Origin of the sequence: Methylophilus sp., assembly GCF_052437885.1 — a bacterium.
Lineage (GTDB): Bacteria > Pseudomonadota > Gammaproteobacteria > Burkholderiales > Methylophilaceae > Methylophilus.
In genome coordinates, this window is record NZ_JBQVPB010000010.1 from 63,356 (window position 1) to 83,037 (window position 19,682).

General features: G+C 52.8%; 19 protein-coding genes and 1 tRNA gene. 8 read left to right on the forward strand and 12 right to left on the reverse strand.

Features of this window, described 5'->3' with window-relative positions; all coding sequences use genetic code 11:
* Window positions 1-100 precede the first annotated feature (100 nt).
* Entirely contained in the window at window positions 101-262 is a 162-nt protein-coding gene (locus tag ACT6RZ_RS11120) for a hypothetical protein (protein ID WP_444702174.1), read from the forward strand.
* Between the two features lie 5 nt (window positions 263-267).
* Here the strand turns inward: ACT6RZ_RS11120 and ACT6RZ_RS11125 are convergent, their stop codons facing one another.
* Window positions 268-648, reverse strand: coding sequence for a RidA family protein (locus tag ACT6RZ_RS11125; protein ID WP_444702175.1), 381 nt, complete (start codon window positions 646-648; stop codon window positions 268-270).
* Window positions 649-840: 192 nt separating this feature from the next.
* Window positions 841-925: transfer RNA gene (locus ACT6RZ_RS11130), tRNA-Leu, on the reverse strand.
* Between the two features lie 155 nt (window positions 926-1,080).
* Here ACT6RZ_RS11130 and ACT6RZ_RS11135 point away from each other — a divergent pair.
* From ACT6RZ_RS11135 to ACT6RZ_RS11150, 4 genes are all read left to right on the forward strand, one after another.
* Entirely contained in the window at window positions 1,081-1,317 is a 237-nt protein-coding gene (locus ACT6RZ_RS11135; protein WP_379055874.1) for a hypothetical protein, read from the forward strand.
* Window positions 1,318-1,390: 73 nt separating this feature from the next.
* Window positions 1,391-2,809, forward strand: a complete 1,419-nt coding sequence (locus tag ACT6RZ_RS11140; protein ID WP_444702176.1) for a TolC family protein — start codon at window positions 1,391-1,393, stop codon at window positions 2,807-2,809.
* Window positions 2,806-3,870 (forward strand): efflux RND transporter periplasmic adaptor subunit, encoded by a 1,065-nt coding sequence (locus ACT6RZ_RS11145; RefSeq protein ID WP_444702177.1) that lies wholly within the window; start codon window positions 2,806-2,808, stop codon window positions 3,868-3,870. The genes ACT6RZ_RS11140 and ACT6RZ_RS11145 overlap by 4 nt, the downstream gene beginning before the upstream one ends.
* A gap of 36 nt (window positions 3,871-3,906) precedes the next feature.
* The gene (locus ACT6RZ_RS11150; protein WP_444702178.1) at window positions 3,907-7,062 is read left to right on the forward strand and encodes an efflux RND transporter permease subunit; all 3,156 of its coding nucleotides are present in this window, start codon (window positions 3,907-3,909) and stop codon (window positions 7,060-7,062) included.
* On the opposite strand, the gene ACT6RZ_RS11155 is transcribed toward ACT6RZ_RS11150, so the two are convergent.
* Genes ACT6RZ_RS11155 through ACT6RZ_RS11170 form a run of 4 tightly spaced genes read right to left on the reverse strand, consistent with a single transcriptional unit; the run spans window position 7,028 to window position 11,284 of the window.
* Window positions 7,028-7,708 carry an amino acid kinase family protein gene (locus ACT6RZ_RS11155; RefSeq protein WP_444702179.1) on the reverse strand — a complete coding sequence of 227 codons (681 nt, stop codon included), beginning with the start codon at window positions 7,706-7,708 and terminating at the stop codon, window positions 7,028-7,030. The genes ACT6RZ_RS11150 and ACT6RZ_RS11155 overlap by 35 nt on opposite strands.
* A complete protein-coding gene (gene pabB / locus ACT6RZ_RS11160) occupies window positions 7,708-9,135 on the reverse strand; it encodes an aminodeoxychorismate synthase component I (RefSeq protein ID WP_444702180.1) in 1,428 nt (475 codons plus the stop codon). The genes ACT6RZ_RS11155 and pabB overlap by 1 nt, the downstream gene beginning before the upstream one ends.
* Window positions 9,126-10,220: a hydantoinase/oxoprolinase family protein gene (locus ACT6RZ_RS11165; RefSeq protein ID WP_444702181.1), complete on the reverse strand. Its 1,095-nt coding sequence runs from the start codon at window positions 10,218-10,220 to the stop codon at window positions 9,126-9,128. The genes pabB and ACT6RZ_RS11165 overlap by 10 nt, the downstream gene beginning before the upstream one ends.
* On the reverse strand, window positions 10,217-11,284 hold the full coding sequence (locus tag ACT6RZ_RS11170) for an ATP-grasp domain-containing protein (RefSeq protein ID WP_444702182.1): 1,068 nt from the start codon (window positions 11,282-11,284) through the stop codon (window positions 10,217-10,219). The genes ACT6RZ_RS11165 and ACT6RZ_RS11170 overlap by 4 nt, the downstream gene beginning before the upstream one ends.
* On the opposite strand from ACT6RZ_RS11170, the gene ACT6RZ_RS11175 reads away from it, so the two are divergent.
* Window positions 11,279-11,983 (forward strand): HisA/HisF-related TIM barrel protein, encoded by a 705-nt coding sequence (locus tag ACT6RZ_RS11175; protein WP_444702183.1) that lies wholly within the window; start codon window positions 11,279-11,281, stop codon window positions 11,981-11,983. The two genes, ACT6RZ_RS11170 and ACT6RZ_RS11175, sit on opposite strands and share 6 nt — an antisense overlap.
* 40 nt (window positions 11,984-12,023) lie before the next feature.
* Here the strand turns inward: ACT6RZ_RS11175 and hxlB are convergent, their stop codons facing one another.
* The 3 genes from hxlB to tal all read right to left on the reverse strand — a co-directional run bounded on the left by hxlB (window position 12,024) and on the right by tal (window position 14,428).
* Complete coding sequence (hxlB, locus tag ACT6RZ_RS11180) at window positions 12,024-12,560, reverse strand: 6-phospho-3-hexuloisomerase (RefSeq protein WP_442586525.1); 537 nt, start codon at window positions 12,558-12,560, stop codon at window positions 12,024-12,026.
* A gap of 103 nt (window positions 12,561-12,663) precedes the next feature.
* Entirely contained in the window at window positions 12,664-13,296 is a 633-nt protein-coding gene (gene hxlA, locus ACT6RZ_RS11185) for a 3-hexulose-6-phosphate synthase (protein WP_444702184.1), read from the reverse strand.
* Between the two features lie 178 nt (window positions 13,297-13,474).
* Window positions 13,475-14,428, reverse strand: coding sequence for a transaldolase (tal, locus tag ACT6RZ_RS11190; RefSeq protein WP_444702185.1), 954 nt, complete (start codon window positions 14,426-14,428; stop codon window positions 13,475-13,477).
* Window positions 14,429-14,689: 261 nt separating this feature from the next.
* Here tal and ACT6RZ_RS11195 point away from each other — a divergent pair, with 261 nt between their 5' ends.
* Together ACT6RZ_RS11195 and ACT6RZ_RS11200 are read left to right on the forward strand one after the other, a co-directional pair.
* Window positions 14,690-15,841 (forward strand): aromatic ring-hydroxylating oxygenase subunit alpha, encoded by a 1,152-nt coding sequence (locus ACT6RZ_RS11195; protein WP_444702186.1) that lies wholly within the window; start codon window positions 14,690-14,692, stop codon window positions 15,839-15,841.
* Between the two features lie 19 nt (window positions 15,842-15,860).
* On the forward strand, window positions 15,861-16,778 hold the full coding sequence (locus tag ACT6RZ_RS11200; protein ID WP_444702187.1) for a DMT family transporter: 918 nt from the start codon (window positions 15,861-15,863) through the stop codon (window positions 16,776-16,778).
* On the opposite strand, the gene ACT6RZ_RS11205 is transcribed toward ACT6RZ_RS11200, so the two are convergent.
* The 3 genes from ACT6RZ_RS11205 to ACT6RZ_RS11215 form a co-directional block, all read right to left on the reverse strand.
* A complete protein-coding gene (locus ACT6RZ_RS11205) occupies window positions 16,775-17,407 on the reverse strand; it encodes a response regulator (protein WP_442922428.1) in 633 nt (210 codons plus the stop codon). The genes ACT6RZ_RS11200 and ACT6RZ_RS11205 overlap by 4 nt on opposite strands.
* Window positions 17,408-17,440: 33 nt before the next feature.
* Window positions 17,441-18,742: a HAMP domain-containing sensor histidine kinase gene (locus ACT6RZ_RS11210; protein WP_444702219.1), complete on the reverse strand. Its 1,302-nt coding sequence runs from the start codon at window positions 18,740-18,742 to the stop codon at window positions 17,441-17,443.
* Between the two features lie 121 nt (window positions 18,743-18,863).
* Window positions 18,864-19,682 carry a polyphosphate kinase 2 family protein gene (locus ACT6RZ_RS11215; RefSeq protein WP_444702188.1) on the reverse strand — a complete coding sequence of 273 codons (819 nt, stop codon included), beginning with the start codon at window positions 19,680-19,682 and terminating at the stop codon, window positions 18,864-18,866.

Consider the following 19,682-nt stretch of genomic DNA (forward strand, 5'->3'; position numbering starts at 1 on the left):
GATAACGATGGGTTATGTGAATGGGCGCGCCCTGGCGCACCTCACTGAATGTTTAGCATAACCTGACCATACTCTATAAGCTTTACAAAGTGATCAAATCATGAAAAAAGAGCATAAAAATATAACACAAGTCGCAATTGAAATAAACTTCAAAACAGCGCACGGCCGTGAAGCCTATGACAGATGGGATGTTGCCTGTTTAATGCGGATAAAACAAGCTACGCGTCAAACAGCGAATCAGGTTTTGAAAACCCAGGTTTAAAAACCTTAAATCTCGCCCAGCGCGACGATCGCTTCGATCTCAACCAGTACATCACGAGGCAACTTGGCGACCTGCACTGTAGAGCGTGCCGGTGTGTGCGTGCCAAAAGCCTCGCCGTACACCTGGTTCATCGCCACAAAATCATCCAGGTTCTTCAAAAACACTGTCGTTTTGACCACCTGGTGCAAATTACCACCTGCTGCCTCGATGATCGCTTGCAGATTAGCCAGCACCTGCTGGGTTTGCGCGACGACATCGCCATCATTCAGACTGCCATCAGGGCGCAATGCGATCTGGCCTGAGGTATACAGCATATTACCGACGATAACGCCTTGCGCATAGGGGCCGATCGCTGCGGGTGCCTGTGGGGTTTGTACGATTTTCATGATTTATTCCATCCTGTCTAAGTCAGTTCACCTGATAAGGGCTTGCCCAAACAATAAAGGCCTCCTGTAAAGGAAGCCTCATTGATCGTAATACACTTTAAATAGTTAATTTTAAAACTTTGGATTTTAAAATTCGCACCATACATTTTGTATGGCTTTAAATGTCCATACAAAATGTATGGTTTAAGTGTATGGTGCGAAAGGAGAGACTCGAACTCTCACGCCTCGCGGCGCTGGAACCTAAATCCAGTGCGTCTACCAATTCCGCCACTTTCGCAAATCTAGTCACTGCATTTGCGTGCAGGACCAACTTCGCCATTATAGCGCATTCAGGCTGTGCTCACAATCTGCCTGACATCACATTGACAAGCCGGGCATTCAACTGCAAGATGCGGAATTGATTTCGTAATTTAGTGAGTGTCAGGACAGGATATGTATTCAGCCGAAGAAAACATGCTCAGAGCAGAACTTGAGCTTTTAATGAAAGAGCGCGAAGTGCTGCTTAAAATTGCGGGCGTGGCAGCAGGATTGATCGCGGAATTGAATTCGGCCGACCTGCCTATCCGTACCGTTGAAGCCGCTGACTTGCTGGCGACCAGCATCAACCAGTTACCTGAAGACCTGTTGCAAGATGCGTTGGATGCCGTCAACGCGACTATTGTTGAATAAGTGTTGAATAAGTTTCCGGCGTTGAGTCATTCCATCGCACGACCACGCGTCGCCTGTCTATACTGTTGACGTCATGCGCTACCTTGCCTGTCTTTGCCCCCTACTGCTAGCTGCTTGCGGCATCGCATATCAGGCCAAGCCCATCCAGCAACAGCAGAACATAGATACCATACAGCAGGCCAAGCCCACGCAAGAAGGTTTCAGGCAGTTTGTACAGACACAATACCCTCAGACTGCCTGGCCGATCACCGCCTGGGATATAGACAGTCTCACACTCTCAGCGCTCTACTTTCACCCCAGCCTGAAGGTGGCCAAGTCAGATTACGCGGTCGCACTGGCGGGAATCACCAGTGCCGGCCTGCGCCCGCAGATCGGTTTGAATGGTCAATTAGATAGAAGTAACCAGGCCAATGGCGACATCAGCCCCTGGGCGTATGGGCTGCAGGTTAATATTCCTGTCATCACCGCCAACAAACGCCAGATCAATATAGATATCGCCAGCTACCAGGCAGACATCGCCAAGATACTGGTCTCGGAAACAGCGTGGATGCTCAGGCAGCAACTGAGCCTGGACCTGATCCTGCTGGCAGAACAGCAGGCCTTGCAGGCCAGCCTGGCCAAACTGCAGAAATCGCAGGCCAGCCTGTTAAGTGCTTACCAGAAAAGGCTGGATATCGGGGTCGCCGGCAAATCCGATGTGTTGCCTATACGCTTGCAGCATGATCAATCAGCCTGGCAGTTACAGCAACTGACTCTGCAGATCAGGCAGACCGAGCAAAAGATCATGCATGATGCCGGGCTGACTGACCAGAACAATGTCGCCCTCAATATTGCGGCAGTGAATATATCGCAGATACTTAAAGCCAGGTTCGAGCAGCCGCAAGCCTACCAGGACGCGAAGACCATACAGCATTATGCGCTGACCAACCGCATGGATATACAGCGCGGCCTGGCACAATATGCCAGGGCCGAGTCACAGTTAAGGCTGGAGATGGCCAAACGTTACCCGGATATCACGCTCAGCCCTGGCATACTCTATGAATATGGCGACAGGATATGGGCGCTGGGCATAGGCGGCATGCTCAATCTGCTGAATAAATCCTCAGACCTGTGGGCACATGCCGAGCAGGTGCGCCAGAATGAAGCCACGCGCTTTTATGCCCTACAGCATCATATAATTCAGTTATCCGAGCAAAGCTATTTAAAATACCGCGATGCCGCCAATCTGCTGATCAGCATGACGCAAGAATATGCCCAGCAATCGCAACGCAAGCAGCAGCTCGAGAACCAGTGGCACCAGGGCCTGATCGATAAAACTGAATATCTGCAGACCGAGATCCAGTTTTATGCGGCCCAGCAACGGCTGGTGACCCAGCAGGCAAATGTGCTGCGAGCCTTGCAGGAGATCGAAAACGTGATGCAGAAGCCATTATTGCTGTCACAACAAACGGCAACGTTTGCCATTCAAGCACAAGAGGTGCCAGTCAAATGAATAAAAAAGCACTCTGGATCATAGGCGCTCAGATTGCATGCATCATCGTCCTGATCTGGGTGGTGGTGCTGGTCGGCCGCGATGAATATGAAACCATGCAGGATGATGACGAAGAAGAGATACAGGGACCGGTGCATGTGGTCGAGCAAAACGGCCTGCAGGTTGTAAAACTCAACCTGGCGACCCAGCAGAACAGCGGTATCAGCGTGCAGGCTCTGCAAGGTTATGATTACCATGGCAATATCAAGGTGCTCGGCTCTGTGGTCTCTATACAGACACTGGTGGATTACAACAGCCAGTATCAGCAGCTGAACACCCAGCTCGCCATCGCACAAAGCATACTGCCTAACCATCAACTGCAATATCAGCGTTACAAACAGTTGAATGAGGACGATAAGAACGTCTCGGATAAAGCTGTGCAAGAGGCGCAAGCCCTGGTTATCAATGACCAGACGCAGATCAGATCCACCCAGGCACAGCTGAAAGCGCTGACAGATACCATAGTCGCGCAATGGGGCAAACCACTGGCGACACTGATCACCCAGCAGCCGTCATCCGGCCCGCTGCATGACTTGCTCATGCAAAAGAAAGTATTGGTGCAAGTCAGTTTCCCGCTGAATTTCAAAGAGCCGGAAGCGAATTCCACCATTTTCATCTCGCCTATCCAGGATGAAGTCAAACCTATACGCGCCGACTATGTTTCGCAATCGATACAGACCGATATCAGCAATATAGGCAAAACCTATTTCTATAGCGCCCCTGCCGATTTTCTGCGCGTAGGCATGCGCGTCAACGTCGTGCCTGCGCAATCGTCGTCGGCCATGCTCAAGGGGGTGGTCGTGCCCAACCAGGCGATCGTCTGGCATGGCGGCATGGCCTGGCTCTATGTCAAAACCCAAGCGGATACTTTCTTGCGCAAGCCGGTGGCGTCAGATGTAGAGCTGGATGATGGCTGGTTTGACAATAACCTGCGCGCGGGCACTGAGGTGGTCACGCATGGCGCGCAACTGCTGCTCTCGGAAGAGTTTAAATTCCAGATCAAAAATGAGAATGACGACTAAACCGCATTTGATCAGCTTTGTGAAAGCATCACCGACATGATGGCCGCACTGGTCAGATTCGCGATCCGTTTTTACGGCGTCATTATCGGGCTGGCGCTGCTGGTGCTGGTGTATGGCACTTACAGCCTGACGCAAAGCGACCTCAATGTCTTCCCCGAATTCGCACCTACACAGATCGTCATCCAGACCGAATCACCCGGCCTTTCAGCCAGCCTGGTCGAGAAACTGGTCACCCAGCCGATTGAAAATATCATCGCCGGCGCCATAGGCATTAAAAGCCTGCGTTCCCAGTCCATCCCCGGGCTGTCTGTGATCACGGTTATTTTCCAGGACAAGTCGGATATTTACCGCAACCGGCAAATCATTGCCGAACACCTGAATATGCTGGGTAACCAGTTACCGCCAGGCATCATCCCGAATATCACCCCGCTCACCTCCTCGGCCAGCACAGTGCTGGGCCTGGGCGTCACCTCAGACAAACTGAGCATGATGCAGTTGCGCACACTGGTAGACTGGCATCTGACCCCGCATCTGATGGCTATCCCTGGTGTGGCGGATATCAACGTCTTTGGCGGTGAAGTCCGCCAGTTCCAGATCAAGATAGATCCGCGCAAACTGATGCTGTACCAGTTGAATATCCAGGATGTGGTGGCTGCGGCCAGCCGTGGTACCGGCGTGCGCGGTGCAGGCTATATCCAGAATGATAACCAGCGCATCATACTCAATAGCCAGGGGCAGACCACCACGCCGCAGCAATTAGGCAATATCACGCTGATACGCAAACTGGGGCGCACCATACGCATACGCGATGTGGCCGAGGTGGTCGAAGGTGCTGCGCCCTCCATCAGCGCTGCGGCGGTGAATGGCAAGCCTGCGGTTTATCTTTCGGTACAAGGCCAGCTGGGCGCCAACACTTATGCCTTGACCCAGTTACTGGAAAAAAAGCTGGCCGATATCAAGCCCAGCCTGACCAGCCAGCAAGTGACGCTGCATGAAGGCCTGTTCCGCCCCGCCAACTTTATCGAGACCGCGATCAGCAGCCTGCGTTCCGACATCCTGATAGGCTCGGTGCTGGTCATCGCCGTGTTATTCGTGTTTCTGTTCAATGTGCGCACGGCAGTGATCTCAGCCACCGCTATCCCGCTTTCGCTGCTGTCTGCCATCGTCGTGTTGCATCAGTATGGCGTGGGGCTCAACATCATGGTGCTGGGCGGCCTAGCCATTGCCCTGGGCGAAGTGGTGGATGATGCCATCATCGATACCGAGAATATTTTTCGACGCCTGCGCGAGAACCGGCAACTGGCGCAGCCTTTACCTATCCGGCAAGTGGTTTTCCTGGCCTCTATGGAAGTACGAGGCTCGGTGTTCTATGCCACTATCATTGTGGCGCTGGTGTTTTTACCGTTGATCACCCTGTCCGGCGTAGCCGGTAAACTGTTCGCACCGCTGGCCTATGCCTATATCTCAGCCATTCTGGCGTCACTGGTGGTGGCACTGACACTGACGCCGGCGCTTTGCTATGCGCTATTAGGCAAAGCGCGACTGGATAACCAGGAATCTCCCCTGCTGCGCTGGTTAAAACAAAGATACGAGAAACTGCTGCACCATATCGAACACCGCTACCAGCTGATCCTGGTGACCAGCTTTGTCTGTATTGCGCTGGGCCTGGTATTACTGCCCTTGTTCAGGAGCCAGTTTATCCCGGTGTTGCATGAAGGCCATTACATACTGCATATGACCACGGTACCGGGTACTTCCGAAGCGCAATCGCTCAAGCTGGGTAATCAGGTGACTAAAGTGCTGCTGGATATCCCCGGTGTGAAAAGCGTCGCGCAATGGGTAGGCCGTGCACCCAACGCCGCAGATACCTTTGGCACGCACTACAGCGAGTTTGAAGTAGAGACCGGCACTGTTTCCGGCGCGGAACAGGAGCGCATCTACCGCAGCATACGCGAGGAGCTGGCCGGAGAGGCTGAAGATGACGACGATGATGGCAAAGTGGAGCTAGGCTTTGTCGGGGCCAACTTTGCCATCAACACCTTTTTGAGCGAGCGCATAGAAGAAACCATTTCCGGCTATGCCGCTGGCCTGGTGGTGAATATTTACGGCCATGACCTGGACGCGCTGGACCGCGATGCGCAAAAAGTCGCCCAGCTGCTGGGTAGCATACGCGGCGTCAGGGATATCATGGTGCAATCGCCGCCGGAGACCCCGGAGATCGCCATCCGTCTCAAGCAGGAAAAACTTTCATTGTGGGGGCTGCAACCTGTGGATGTGCTGGATACGGTCAAAGCCAGCTATGAAGGTGTGCCGGTCAACCATGTGTTTATGGGCAACCGTTCCATAGGCGTCAGCGTACTGCTCAACGATAGCAACCGCGATGATATCGCCGACATGCGCAATATCCCTATCTTCAACCCTGAAGGCCAGATGCTGAAACTGTCGGATGTGGCGTATATCGCGCAGGAAGGTGGCCGCTCCAAGATATTGCACTCGGGCGCCAAGCGCATACAGACCATCACCGCCAATCTGGCCGGGCGCGACCAGGCACTGGTCATGAGCGACATACAAAAAACCTTACGCCAGAAGCTCACCTTGCACACCGGCAACTATATGGAGTTTTCCGGCGAAGCCGAGGCCAACGCCGAATCACGCCGTGACCTGATCATACACTCGCTGGTGGCCGGGGCGGCTATCTTCCTGATGCTTTATATTGCTTTTGGCAGCTTGCGTAACTTGTTACTGACCTTTGCCAACCTGCCCTTCGCCCTGATAGGCGGCGTGGTGGCCACTTTTTTTGCTGGCGGCTGGATCTCGCTAGGCACGCTGGTGGGCTTTGTGACGCTATTTGGCATCACTTTGCGCAACTCCATCATGATGGTGTCGCATTTCCAGCATCTGGTGGATAAGGAAGGCTGTGTCTGGAACCTGGACACCTGCATACGCGGCGCTTCTGAACGTCTGCCTTCGGTGCTGATGACGGCGCTGGTGACGGCTCTGGGCCTGTTACCACTGGCGATAGGCAGCGGCGAGCCTGGACGCGAGATCGAAGGGCCTATGGCAACGATTATTGTCGGTGGATTGATCTCTTCCACCATACTCAACCTGCTGATCTTGCCGACCATCATGCTGCATTTTGGCCGCTTTGAAAAATCGGCTACTTTTGATGAGGCTGAGTCAGTCGCCCACTAAGTGTCAGCGTATCAAGGCCTGATGCAAACAGGTCTACATGGCTTTGATGCATGACCCAGGTCTGAAATGTCGCCTGTGGCAATATACTGGATAATCCTGCATCGACTATGCCCTGCTCCTGCAATGCAGCCAGTTCATAACTGGGCTGTTGTTGCAATAGGCTATCATCAGACTTCACCAGTAGCAGATGACTGGCTTCAAGCTGGCAGGCCAGCCAGGCGGCTAAACTGTCAGAAGTGGTCTCCCAGCTCTCCGGCAGTGCCGTCCCCGCCCACAATTCAGGGTTAAGGGCCATCTCGCTAGGTAGCCACACCAGGCCGCGGTGCTGCCAGCCGCGCTCGGCGATCTCCAGCGGATTTCGTACCAGTGTCAGTTCAGGCTGCATGGCGACCAGGCTGCGCGCCATCTGGTCCATGGCATAAATGGCGAGTGCATGTGCATGCACATCGCTGAGATGCCCGGAGGGCAAGCGTAGTCGTATCTGCTGGAATTCGCGTACCGCATCGGCATACACGCCGCCGCCGGGTACTATGATCACTTTGCCATCCCCCCAGCGGACTACCAGTTGCAGCCATTTGAGCAGGCTGTCATGGTGCGTCACGCTACCTCCCAGCTTGATCACCCACATGGTATTTTCCCCGGACATTAAGATGCTGTTTTGAATTGTGCAACCAGTTTTAAAAACTGGGAAGCTTTATCTAATGTTTCCTGATATTCCTTGTCACAATCTGAATCCGCCACCACGCCGCCACCGGCAAAAAAAGTCATGTTCTGCCGGCAGATCACTGCGGTACGGATAGCGATATTGGTATCCATACTGCCATCAAAACCGATATAACCTATACTGCCACAATAAATGCCGCGTCGGTGAGGCTCCAGCTCTTCAATGATCTGCATGGCCCGCAGCTTGGGGGCACCAGTGATGGAGCCACCGGGAAAACAGCCGCGCAACAGGTCCAGCGCATGATAACCATCTGCCAGCACACCACGCACTATACTCACCAGATGATGCACATTAGTGAAACGCTGCAAGCGGAACAAGGCATCGACCTTGACCGAGCCTATCTCGCAGACCTTGCCGATATCGTTACGCAGCAGATCGACTATCATCAGGTTCTCGGCCCTGTCCTTCAGGCTGTTTAACAAGGCCTCAGCCTCTTGCCTGTCCCGTTCTGCATCAGCATGCCTGGGGCGCGTACCTTTGATCGGGCGCGTCTCCACCTTATGCTCGGTCACTTGCAGAAACCGCTCTGGCGACATGGAAAGTACTTCAAATGGCAGACCCTGGCCATCATCCACCTGCAGATAGGCCATAAATGGCGCTTTGCTCAGTTGCCTGAACTGGTCATAGGCTTGCCAGGCATCGCCGCTCACCTTCACCGCCAGCCGCTGGGCCAGGTTGATCTGGTAACAATCGCCGGCACGGATATAGTCTTTTACTTTCTGGAATGCCTGCGCGTAATAGGATTTATCCATATTGTGCGTAATATCGCCAGTGACGGCGAATGGCTGTACCACGGTATCCTGCCGTTCTTGCAGTAGCCCCTGATGCAGCATGTGCAAGGCAGTGATGTCGCTAAATCGGCAATGTGACAGCAATTGGCAACGCCGCAAATGATGATCGACGATGATGGCCCAGTCATATATGCCTACCAGCAACTCTGGCAGAGGCATATCCTGCGCGGCCAGCTCTGGCATGGGCTCTATAGTGCGCCCCAGATCATAGGCATAATAGCCCAGCGCGCCACCGGCAAAAGGCACATCGGCCACCCGTGCCACCTGGTGCGGCTGACACCAGCGCTTGATCACGGCAAAAGGGTCTTCTTCACCCCGAGCTACACCGTCAGCAGTATGCACTTCGGTATCAGGCCGGCGATGGATGATCTTGGCGACCGGGTCAGCGACAATGATATCGAACCTGGCACCCAGGCTGACTTCTTCATCCACAGAAGACTGTTGTTCTGCCGTGTCCACACGCCCACTCTCAAGCAGCATAGGCCAGGGCAGATGCCTGACCTGTGCCAGCCAATAGGCGCCTTCGGCGTAAGGTAGATCGAGTCGTATCAATGCCATGCTTGCCATAACCTCGCCACCGCATAAGCAGGAAAACATACCTGTGCGTGGTCTTTTAATGTGGGATCGTCAGCCGTCATCCAGGTGCTTGCCGGTATGTAAGTCAGATTCAGCTGCTGCGCGATGGCAGGTAGCAGAAAACTGCCCGCGCCCAGGCCGGTCAGGCTTTGCGGATGCAGATCTGAATGTGCTATGCACGACAGGATAGCATGCAAGAGACTAGCCAGCTGCTGATGTTTGAACGCCAGTGCCAGCGATTGCCAGTCGCTGCTCGCAGCATCTTCGAGATCATGGCCCAGCATACGCGCCAGACGGCGCATACTGGCGGCCACAGAACGGTCCTGCCCGTCGGCGGTATCTGCCAGGTCATGCGCAGAATCTAATTCATCCAGCACCCGGTAAACATCTGCCGTGGTCGCAAAATACTCAGCGGCAAGATGGCGTGCTTGTTGCTGCCACTCGATATAAGGGCCAAATGCCATTAATGGCGTGCGTACCACGCCTGAATACAGCAGGCCATGCCTGGCCATGCGCTCGGCGTCGGTCCAGCCATTGTCTATCAACTGTTTGGCATGACACAGCGTGATATCACTGGTCGTACTGCCTATATCAACGATCAGCATGCTGCCAGCAGCACTGGCTTCGGACGGTCCATCACTGGTTTCGGCCATCCCATTACTGGTCTCGGCTAGACATGATGCCGAAGCATGCCAGTTCATGGAGGCGACAGAGAACTCAAACCCGTGGACGGTCGCGGTGAACGAGGCGGCCTGATCAGGACCAGCCATATAAAACACCGCCTGTGGCAGGTGCTTTTTAACCGTCGCTGCGATCTCGCGTACACCCTGTGCCCTATTCTCAAACAGATCGACCAGCTCGCCGGTCATAGTCACGGCATGCATACAGTCTTCTGGCGCCAGCGACCATGATTGCAGGATAGATCGCAAGCTCGCTTCCAGCAGGTGCAAGCCTTTCCACAAAGCGCAGGCATGTTGCGATACTTGCACGATACGCCCTGCGCTATCCAGCCACACCGCTTTGACATGTGCACCGCCTATATCCCAGCCTATCACTGCCCTGGTCATTGCGCCGGGCTTTCAGTCAGCGATGGCAAGCTCACCGCCACTGCTGACGTCGCCACCAGTGTGGTTAAACAGTTATTCAATACTGCATCTAATATCATCCTGGCCGGATTCCGTTCTAACACTTTGCATAATCCTATATAAGGGGTGGTCAATCGCGGGTTGATTTCAACCAGGGTCAGCAAATCATCCGCGTCCAGTATCAAGTCAGCGCCCCAATAACCCGTCAGTCCGGGAATCGCACGCTGTATGTTTTCTGCCATGGCCTGCATCAGCGGTAAATGCCGCGCGGCCTGATTCACCCCTGCGCCGTGAAAACTAAACTGGCCAGCCTCCAGCTTCAGCCATTGCTGATGCCCGGCAACGACTGTCACCTGCTGGCTACTCGCGATCACAGACATACTCAAAGGCTGACCTGGCAGATAAGGCTGCAGTAATAACTTGTCATAAGGGATAGCAGAATCTGATTTTATTTTATTATTAAATTCAATCAGTTCAAAATCATTTTTAAAGTAATAGGTAAACTCGCAGCCTGCCCCGTCATCTGGTTTCACCACCCAGCCAGAGGCTGCTTGCCCATACCATGAAAGGGCTGGCAATGGCATGGCAGCATGCAGATAGCAATGAGGAATGGTAGAGATGCCGGCCTGGGCACATAGGTCGGCCATCAATGATTTAGAACTGGTTTGCCTGATCGCTGTTTGGCTACACCCTATCCAGCGCTTGCCGCTTTCAGCAACCAGTTCGCACATGCGCTCTAGTATGCCATCCGTTTCCGGCGCGATCACCCAGCACGCATCTATGTCAGCGGCCGCCAACTGTGCACGCCAAATGGCGTATACATCGTCACCAGCTTGTATGCCTGTGCTGACTGCAGCAGCAGGCGCTGTCACCCGCGCGTCATGGCTGGTGATACAATCGACATCCGATCGAGACAAGTCAGCCAGCAAGGCGTCGCGCATCAGCAGGCCCTCCTGTAACAGGCTGGCAGGCAGATCGACAGACGCCAGGCCACCGGCACTGACATATTCACAAACCCAGATTTTCAAACGAGATTTATTTTGCATATTATTCCCGTCATCGATTTGATGCATGGCCAGGTAGTGCAGGCCATACAGGGGCAACGCCAATCTTACCGTGCGATACAATCACAACTGACGGAAAGCCATGCCCTGCTCGATGTGGTGACTGCTATTTTACAAGTTTATCCATTTGACTGTGTGTATATCGCCGATTTAAATGCGATCACCGGCGACAGCACTTTAGTCAACCACCGTGCCCATATCGCCGAAGCGATACTGGCGTTCCCGCACATCACCTGGTGGGTAGATGCCGGCCTCACCAGTACGGCCGCGCTTACACCGTGGCTGGATGATGCGATCCGGCCTATCCTCGCCAGCGAGTCGCTACCAGACCTGCAGACCTATCAACAACTGCGTGAGATGGCGGCAAACAGCGTGTTATCGCTGGACTACTTCCAGGATGGCTTTCATGGCCCGGAATGCCTGCAAACGGACCACGCACTATGGTCGCAGCCAAGCATAGTCATGAGCTTGCCCAAAGTAGGCGCGAATCTGGGCCCAGACCTGCACCGGCTGCAAAGTTTAAAACAAAAAACAGGGGCATCGTTATATGCAGCGGGTGGTGTCAGGCACATGGCGGATATTCAGGCGCTGGCACAAACAGGTGCTGACGGCGTATTGATTGCCAGCGCCCTGCATCAGAAAAACATCACAGCGGCTGACCTACACAGCCTGCAGCCATAAAAAAACCGGCCATGCAGCCGGTTTTTAAGTGGAATAAAGCTTATTCCAGGTTTGCGTGCAATGCGCGCATACCTTCTTCAGTCAGACCTTTGGCGTGAATCAGCTCGGAAATAGCGCCTTCCAGGAACACCAGGGTAGACAATTCGAATTGACCGCCCATAGGCATGCCTTTTACCAGTGGGAAACTGTCGTCCTGACCTACTTGAACAACCAGGTCAGCTACGTCTGCCATCGCAGATGTTTTCTTCATGGAAATGACCACTAATTTTGCGCCCACTTCTTTGGCTTTTTTCACAAATGGCAACAAGGTGGCTGTACCGCCGGAACCTGAAACCAGGATCAGCAAGTCACCTTTTTTGATGGCAGGAGTCACTACTTCGCCTATCATGAACACGCTGTAACCAGAATGCACCAAACGCATTGCAAAGAAGCGCGAGACCAACAGTGAGCGACCTGCGCCACCAATGAATGTTGAGCCTGCTTCGCTTACCAACTTCAGTAATTCAGCCGCTTTTGACTTGTCAGTCACGTCTAAAATACGTTTTAAATTGTCTAAAATAAACTGTTGATGATCCATGTTTTCGTCCTGTGTATTCAAAATATCAAATAAAAAACCCGACTCATTACTGGGTCGGGTTTTATTATCGCTGATCAATAATTACTTATTGATACTTAAAAAATTAAGCGTGAGCGATAGCAGTGATTTCAGCAGCAGAAGCAGCTGGATCAGCAGCGCCGTAGATAGCAGCACCAGCAACGATGATAGTCGCGCCAGCGTCACGTACTTGACCAGCTGTAGCAGCTTTAACGCCACCAGCAACAGAGATGTCAACACCCAGGTTCAAACCTGCGATCGCTGCCAAGTCAGCGAAAGGAGTTTGGCCAGCAGCTTGCTGATCCAAACCAGTGTGGATACCGATGATGTGAGCACCAGCAGCAACAACTTCTTTAGTTTTAGCAACTTTGTCTTCAACGCTGATCAGGTCAACTTGAGCTTTTTTGCCGTATTTGTTTGCAGCTTTGATTACGCCTTTGATTGTACCGATGTCAGCTACGCCCAATACAACAGCGATGTCAGCACCAGCTTTGTAGAATGGCTCAGACTCGTACTCACCAGCATCCATAGTTTTCAAGTCAACCAGGATTTTGTTGTTTGGGAATTTAGCGCGCAGAGTTTCCAGCAATTTGATACCGTTGTGCTTGATGCATGGTGTACCGATTTCCAGAATGTCAACGTGCGGAGCAACTTTTTCTGCCAAAGCGATAGTTGCGTCAAAATCCAATGAGTCTAATGCCATTTGAGTTAATGCCATGTTTTTCTCCAAATATTTAAGTTTCTAAATGCTATTTCTAGCGTACTACCAATTCAAGCTGGTCGCTAATAGTAAGCTGGCAGCCAAAATAAGTCAATGTAACAGGCCAAATTATGCCTGAATATAAAATCAAAAACGGGCAGGTCCCTGCCCGTTCTCTCATCATCTCACACAGATATTACAGTTTTGCGGCTAATGCTGTTTCCAGTTTGTTCTGGTCAGCCACGAAACCGCGGATACCTTCAGCCAGTTTCTCAGTCGCCATCGGGTCCTGGTTCAATTCAAAACGGAACTGTTCTTCAGTCAGTTTAGCTGGCGCTTCTTTAGTTTTGCCGCCATCTTTCAGCACTTGAACCAAAGTACCTTCTGTCGCTGCCAGGTCTTGCAGCAGGTTAGGAGAAACAGTCAGGCGGTCGCAACCGGCCAGAGCGATCAGTTCGCCAGTGTTACGGAAAGAAGCACCCATTACCACTGTTTTGTAACCGTGCTCTTTGTAATACTGGTAGATAGCGCGTACAGAAACCACACCTGGGTCAGTTTCCTGTGTGTACTCTGTAGATGGGTTTTTCGCTTTGTACCAGTCAAGGATACGGCCCACGAATGGAGAGATCAGGAACACGCCTGCTTCAGCACAAGCACGTGCCTGGCCAAAACCGAATAACAATGTCAGGTTACACTGGATGCCTTCTTTTTCCAGCTGCTCACCGGCTTTGATGCCTTCCCAGGTTGAAGCCAGTTTGATCAGTACGCGCTCTTTGGAGATGCCTGAGTCTTCGTACAATTTGATCAGTTTGCGACCTTTGGCGATCATCGCCTCGATGTTGAAAGACAAACGTGCATCAACTTCTGTAGAGATACGGCCAGGAACCACTTTAGTGATTTCAGCACCGATCAGCACTGCCAGTTTGTCGGCTGCGTTTTCGATCTGTTGCTCTTTTGAACCGCCTTGTGCTTTTGCATAGGCAATCGCTGTCTCGATCAGAGGTGCGTACTCAGGAATCTGACTCGCCTTCAATACCAGGGATGGGTTGGTAGTTGCGTCTACCGGTTTAACGCTTTTAATCGCTTCAACATCACCCGTGTCAGCCACAATAGTGGTGATTGCTTTCAACTGATCTAATAAATTTGCCATTCGTTTGCTCCTAAAATGCAATTATCGTTACGTATAGTTATACATAGAAACCTCTAATATTATAACTGAATTTAATTGAGTTAGTTAAGGGCTGTTTCAATTACTGGCTTTGTGCATGCCGCTCGCAAGCAGTGTATGGGCCTGATCAAAACCAAGGCATACCTGGCGGCATACACTGTTATTGCAGCTGTGTCGGCTTTTCATCCAGCCCCTTTTCGGGCACAATTACTGTTTTTTGCAAGTGTTCAAACAGTTTGAAATATGGGTTCTGTCACCTCTTTAAATAAAGAACAAAACAAGACTCGCTTCGCACAATTACCTGTTGACTGGTACCTCAATCCGGAAATTTATGCATTAGAGCAGGCGCACTTGTTCTCGCTGCAGCCCCAATACGTAGGGCATGCGCGCATGACGCCGAATGCAGGCGATTTTCGTGTGCTGGACTGGAAGCACAATGCCATGGCGCTGGTGAATAACCATGGCGAGCACCAGCTGGTCAGCAATATCTGCCGCCACCGGCAAGCCGCCATGCTCAATGGCCACGGCAATACCCAGCATATCGTCTGCCCGCTGCATCGCTGGACCTATGACTTGAACGGCCAGCTGCTTGGTGCGCCCCACTTTGAACAAAACCCGTGTCTGCACCTGGAAAAACAGGCGCTGATAGACTGGCAAGGCCTGCTTTTCCAGGCGTCTTCCGGCACAGGCAAAGCACTTCCATTGTCTATCGCCGACACCTTGCAACAGTTGGGATGCAAGCAGGACTTCGATTTCACCAATTACCATTTCGACCAGGCTATCGTTGACCACTATGATTTCAACTGGAAGACCTTTATTGAAGTCTATCTGGAAGATTATCACGTGGGCCCTTTCCACCCGGGCCTGAACCAGTTTGTTGATTGTGGCGAGTTGAACTGGGAATTCGGCGAGCATTACAGCGTACAAACGGTAGGCTACAAACCTTTGCCCGAATACAGCCTGTCTTCTGCTTACAAAGCCTGGCAGCAGGCGGTCACTGATTATCAGCAAGGCGAGCAACCCAAGTATGGCGCGATCTGGTTCGTGCTTTACCCGTTGCTGATGATCGAATGGTATCCCAATGTACTGGTGGTCTCGCATATCATCCCGACTGGCGTGGACTCCTGCAAGAACGTGGTGGAATTTTATTACCCGGAAGATATCGCCCTGTTTGAGCGCGAATACGTTAAAGCGCAACAGGCCGCCTATTTTGAGACCGCCATTGAAGATAACGAGATCTGCCAGCGCATGCAGCAAGGCCGCAAAGCGCTCTACCTGACAGGCAAGGATGAACGTGGCCCTTACCAGCACCCTATGGAAACCGGGCTGGAGCATTTCCACCGCTGGTATCGTTCACAACTGGAACCGCACCTCGCGGCGCACGCTGTGCGCTAGCGCCAGACGTCACTCTATCTTGCTCAGATCATTTCACCCCAGGCGCTGGTCGCACCCCAGACATTGGCAACTCGGCAGCCTGTGGATGCTGGTCGCCGGCCTGGGCTTTGCCGTGATGGGCGCTTTCGTCAAAACCGGCGCCGCACGCTTCAGCAGTACAGAACTGGTGTTTTACCGATCGATATTCGGCTTTATCACCATTGCCGCCATGGTCTGCTGGCAAGGCAAACCACTCAAAAGCCCCATGCTGGGCAAACAGATGGGCCGTGCCTTTACCGGCTTTATCGCCCTGCTGCTGTTTTTTTATGCCATCGCCAATTTACCGCTGGCAACCGCTATCACCCTCAACTATACATCGCCCATGTTTCTGGCCTTATTGTCGCCGTGGTTACTGAAGGCCGAGAAACCGTTGTCGCGCTGGCAGCAAGGCACTTTGAATCTATGCGTGATCGGCGGATTTATCGGGGTGACGCTTTTGCTACAGCCAAGATGGGAGCCTGACTTGTGGATCGCTGCCAGCGTAGGCCTGCTTTCCGGCCTGGGTGCGGCGCTGGCTTATGTGCATGTGAAACAGTTAGGGGCGAGTGGCGAGCCGGATTGGCGCACGGTATTTTATTTCACGCTGGTATGCTCTGTCGCCAGTGGCGCCCTGATGCTGAACACAGACATTACGCCGCTGCACTGGCAAGACTTACCGTTTTTGCTCGGGCTGGGGGTGTCAGCCACCATCAGCCAACTGGCGATGACGCGCGCCTATCGCACAGGCCGCACTTTGACAGTCGCCAGCCTGGCTTACAGCACGGTGGTATTCGCGACCTTGATAGGCGTATTCTGGTGGGGCGAACATCTTTCCTGGATGGAGTACCTGGGCATGCTGCTGATCATGCTGAGCGGGATGGTCAGTTCCCGCGCCAGCAGTCCAAAACAATCAGATTAAGGTTCCAGCAGGCCACAGCGCATGGCGATCAGCGCTATTTCTGCCGAGTTCTGCGCGTTTAATTTCTGCTTGATATTGTATAAATGCGTGCCTACCGTGCGCGGGCTCAGAAACAGCGTTTCGGCGATCTCATTGGTCGATTTTCCGCGCGCCAGCGACATGAATACTTCAAACTCGCGCTCGCTCAACACATCGACCGGGTTCTGCTCGCCCGACAACTGCTGAATCGCCATTTGCTGCGCCACGCTGGCTTCAATATATTTTTTACCATTGGCCACACTGCGTATCGCCTTGATCAACTCTTCGGCCGCACTGCGCTTGGTCACATAGCCCATCGCGCCTGCGTTCAGCACGCGTTTGGGATGCACGGAGTCTTCATGCGCTGACAGCACCAGTATGCGCGCATGATTGTCTTTGGCGAGAATACGTTCTATGGCTTCCATGCCGCCTATGCCAGGCATGGTGATATCCATCACCACCACTTGCGGATGATGCTCTACATAGGCACGAATGGCTGCCTCCCCGCTCTCGGCCTCGGCAATGACCTTGATATCCTGATCGGACTCGAGCAGCATTTTAAACCCCATTCTGACGACTGCATGGTCATCAACCAGCATCACGCTAATCATACGTTGCTTCCCTCTTGTTTTAAGGCTGTTGTGTCAAGCCGCCTGTAGTGGTAATCGAATATCCAGCGTTGTCCCGCGGCCCGCGCCGGGCTCTGAAACAATTTTAAACTGCCCTTGCAAGGCTTGCACACGCTCGCGCATACCGAGCAAGCCAAAATGCCGGGTCTGATCCACCAGATCCAGCTGCATGCCGACGCCGTCATCCGCTATCGTCAACTGCAGCCCATCTGGCGCTGACGCGATATGCACATTGATGGATAGTGCATGGGCATGTTTAATGGCGTTGTTGATCGCTTCCTGCACGATACGGTAAAGATTGATATTGACGTTCTCGCCCATAGGCTCAAACTGGCCGGACACCTGCAGCTGGATGTTCAGGTCGGCATGCTGTGCCTGGTAGCCAGCCACCATATCACGCAAGGTCTCTACCAGCCCCATATTATCCATGGCGGCAGGCCGTAACTGGCGGATGATATTGTGCATGCCATCGTAAATATGGTTGGCGGCAGCCACTATGGTTTGTGCATTGGCAGCGATATCCGGGGTTTTATCCCTGGTTTTGTTGACGATAGCCACGGCAAAGGTTTTAATCGCCGTCACATACTGGCCCAGCTCATCGTGCAGCTCGCGCGCCAGGCTGCGGCGCTCGTCTTCAATATGTTGCTGTATCAGCTGGGTCAATTGCCGGTTCTGTTCCAGCTGCCGCTCGGCATCCAGTGACAGGGCCATCTGATTGAGGCTGGCGCCTATGCGGTCGAATTCCGGCAATGAGAATTTGGGCAAACGCGTCGCCAGGTCGCCCTGCTCTATCTGGTTAATGGCGCGCAAGATTTGATGTACCGGCCGCAAGGCATGGCTCAACAGGCCGTAGACCAGCAGATTCAATAACACGAAAAAGCCGGTGCCCATCACTATCAGTTGCAAAAAACCCGACCAGGCTTCTCGCACAGAGCCTTCGGCGCTAGAGCTGATGATCAAAATGCCATAACGCACCCGGCGCGTCACGGTTTCTACTTTAGGTGAAACCAGTTTGACGAACCATTTGGGCGGTTCTATCTCAGATTTAAAAGTCGACTGCGGCGAAATATATAAAGGCGTATTGGAATAATCATAAAGCTCGATGCGACTGCTGCGCACATAGCCTAAAGACTTGAGAAAATCCTGCAACACGTAATGGGTAGGCCCCAGACTGGGGTTCATGGCCGAGCTGACGATCACGGTATCCAGCAATTGCACGGTGACGCGCATGGCCGCTTCCACGCGCTCACGTATGCTATCGCGGGTATCCCTGACCAGCACTATGCCTGCTGCCAGCAAGAATGCCAGCGACAGCATGGTGACCAGAAGATTTAATCGAAAGCGTAAACTCATTTCTTGAACGCAAACATAAGTGGGGCTATTTAACCGTGATAGCTTGTTTTTTGACAGCGTAAAATCATTAAATTGATGCCTGGCCTTAATCCTCTATAACCAGCTTGTTCCAGGCCTTGGGTTTCTCGGGGTAAGCCAGCGGCAAGCGCTCAAGCGCCTGCAATAAAATGCGCGAGATCAACAGGTTACGATTGGTTTTTGAGTCTGCCGGAATCACATGCCAGGGCGCATACTCGGTCGATGTCTCCTGCAAAACACGTTCGTATGCCTGCATGTATTTGTCCCACAGCGCGCGCTCGTCCAGATCCTTGGGGTTAAACTTCCAGTGCTTGGCCGGCTCGTCCAGGCGCTCCTGCAGGCGCTCTTGCTGCTCTTGTTTCGAGATATGCAAAAAACACTTGATGATAGTGGTGCCCGACTCGCTCAGCATGCGCTCAAAATCATTGATCTGCTGGTAACGGCGCTTGGCCTCGGCTTCGTCTATCCAGTCATGCACTTTGACGATCAGCACATCTTCGTAATGACTGCGGTTAAAAATAACCAGCTCGCCTTTACGTGGCACCTGTGCGTGTACACGCCACAAATAATCATGTGCCAGCTCATCCTCACTCGGTGCCTTAAAGCTCGCCAGCCGGATACCCAAAGGGTCACAGGCACTGAATACCTGCTTGACGGTACCGTCCTTGCCGCTGGTATCCATGCCTTGCAGGATCAATAACACTTTATGCTCAGCCTGTGCATGCAGGATGTCTTGCCGCTCATTGATCGCCTCAGTCAGTTGCATCAATATGGCAGCATCTTCTGCTTTATCGCCAGACCGCGCTGATTTATCGTCCGGCTTGATCTGCTTGAGTGAAAACTTTTTCGGGTTGACGCGATAATCGCCTAAACTGAATTTATCCAT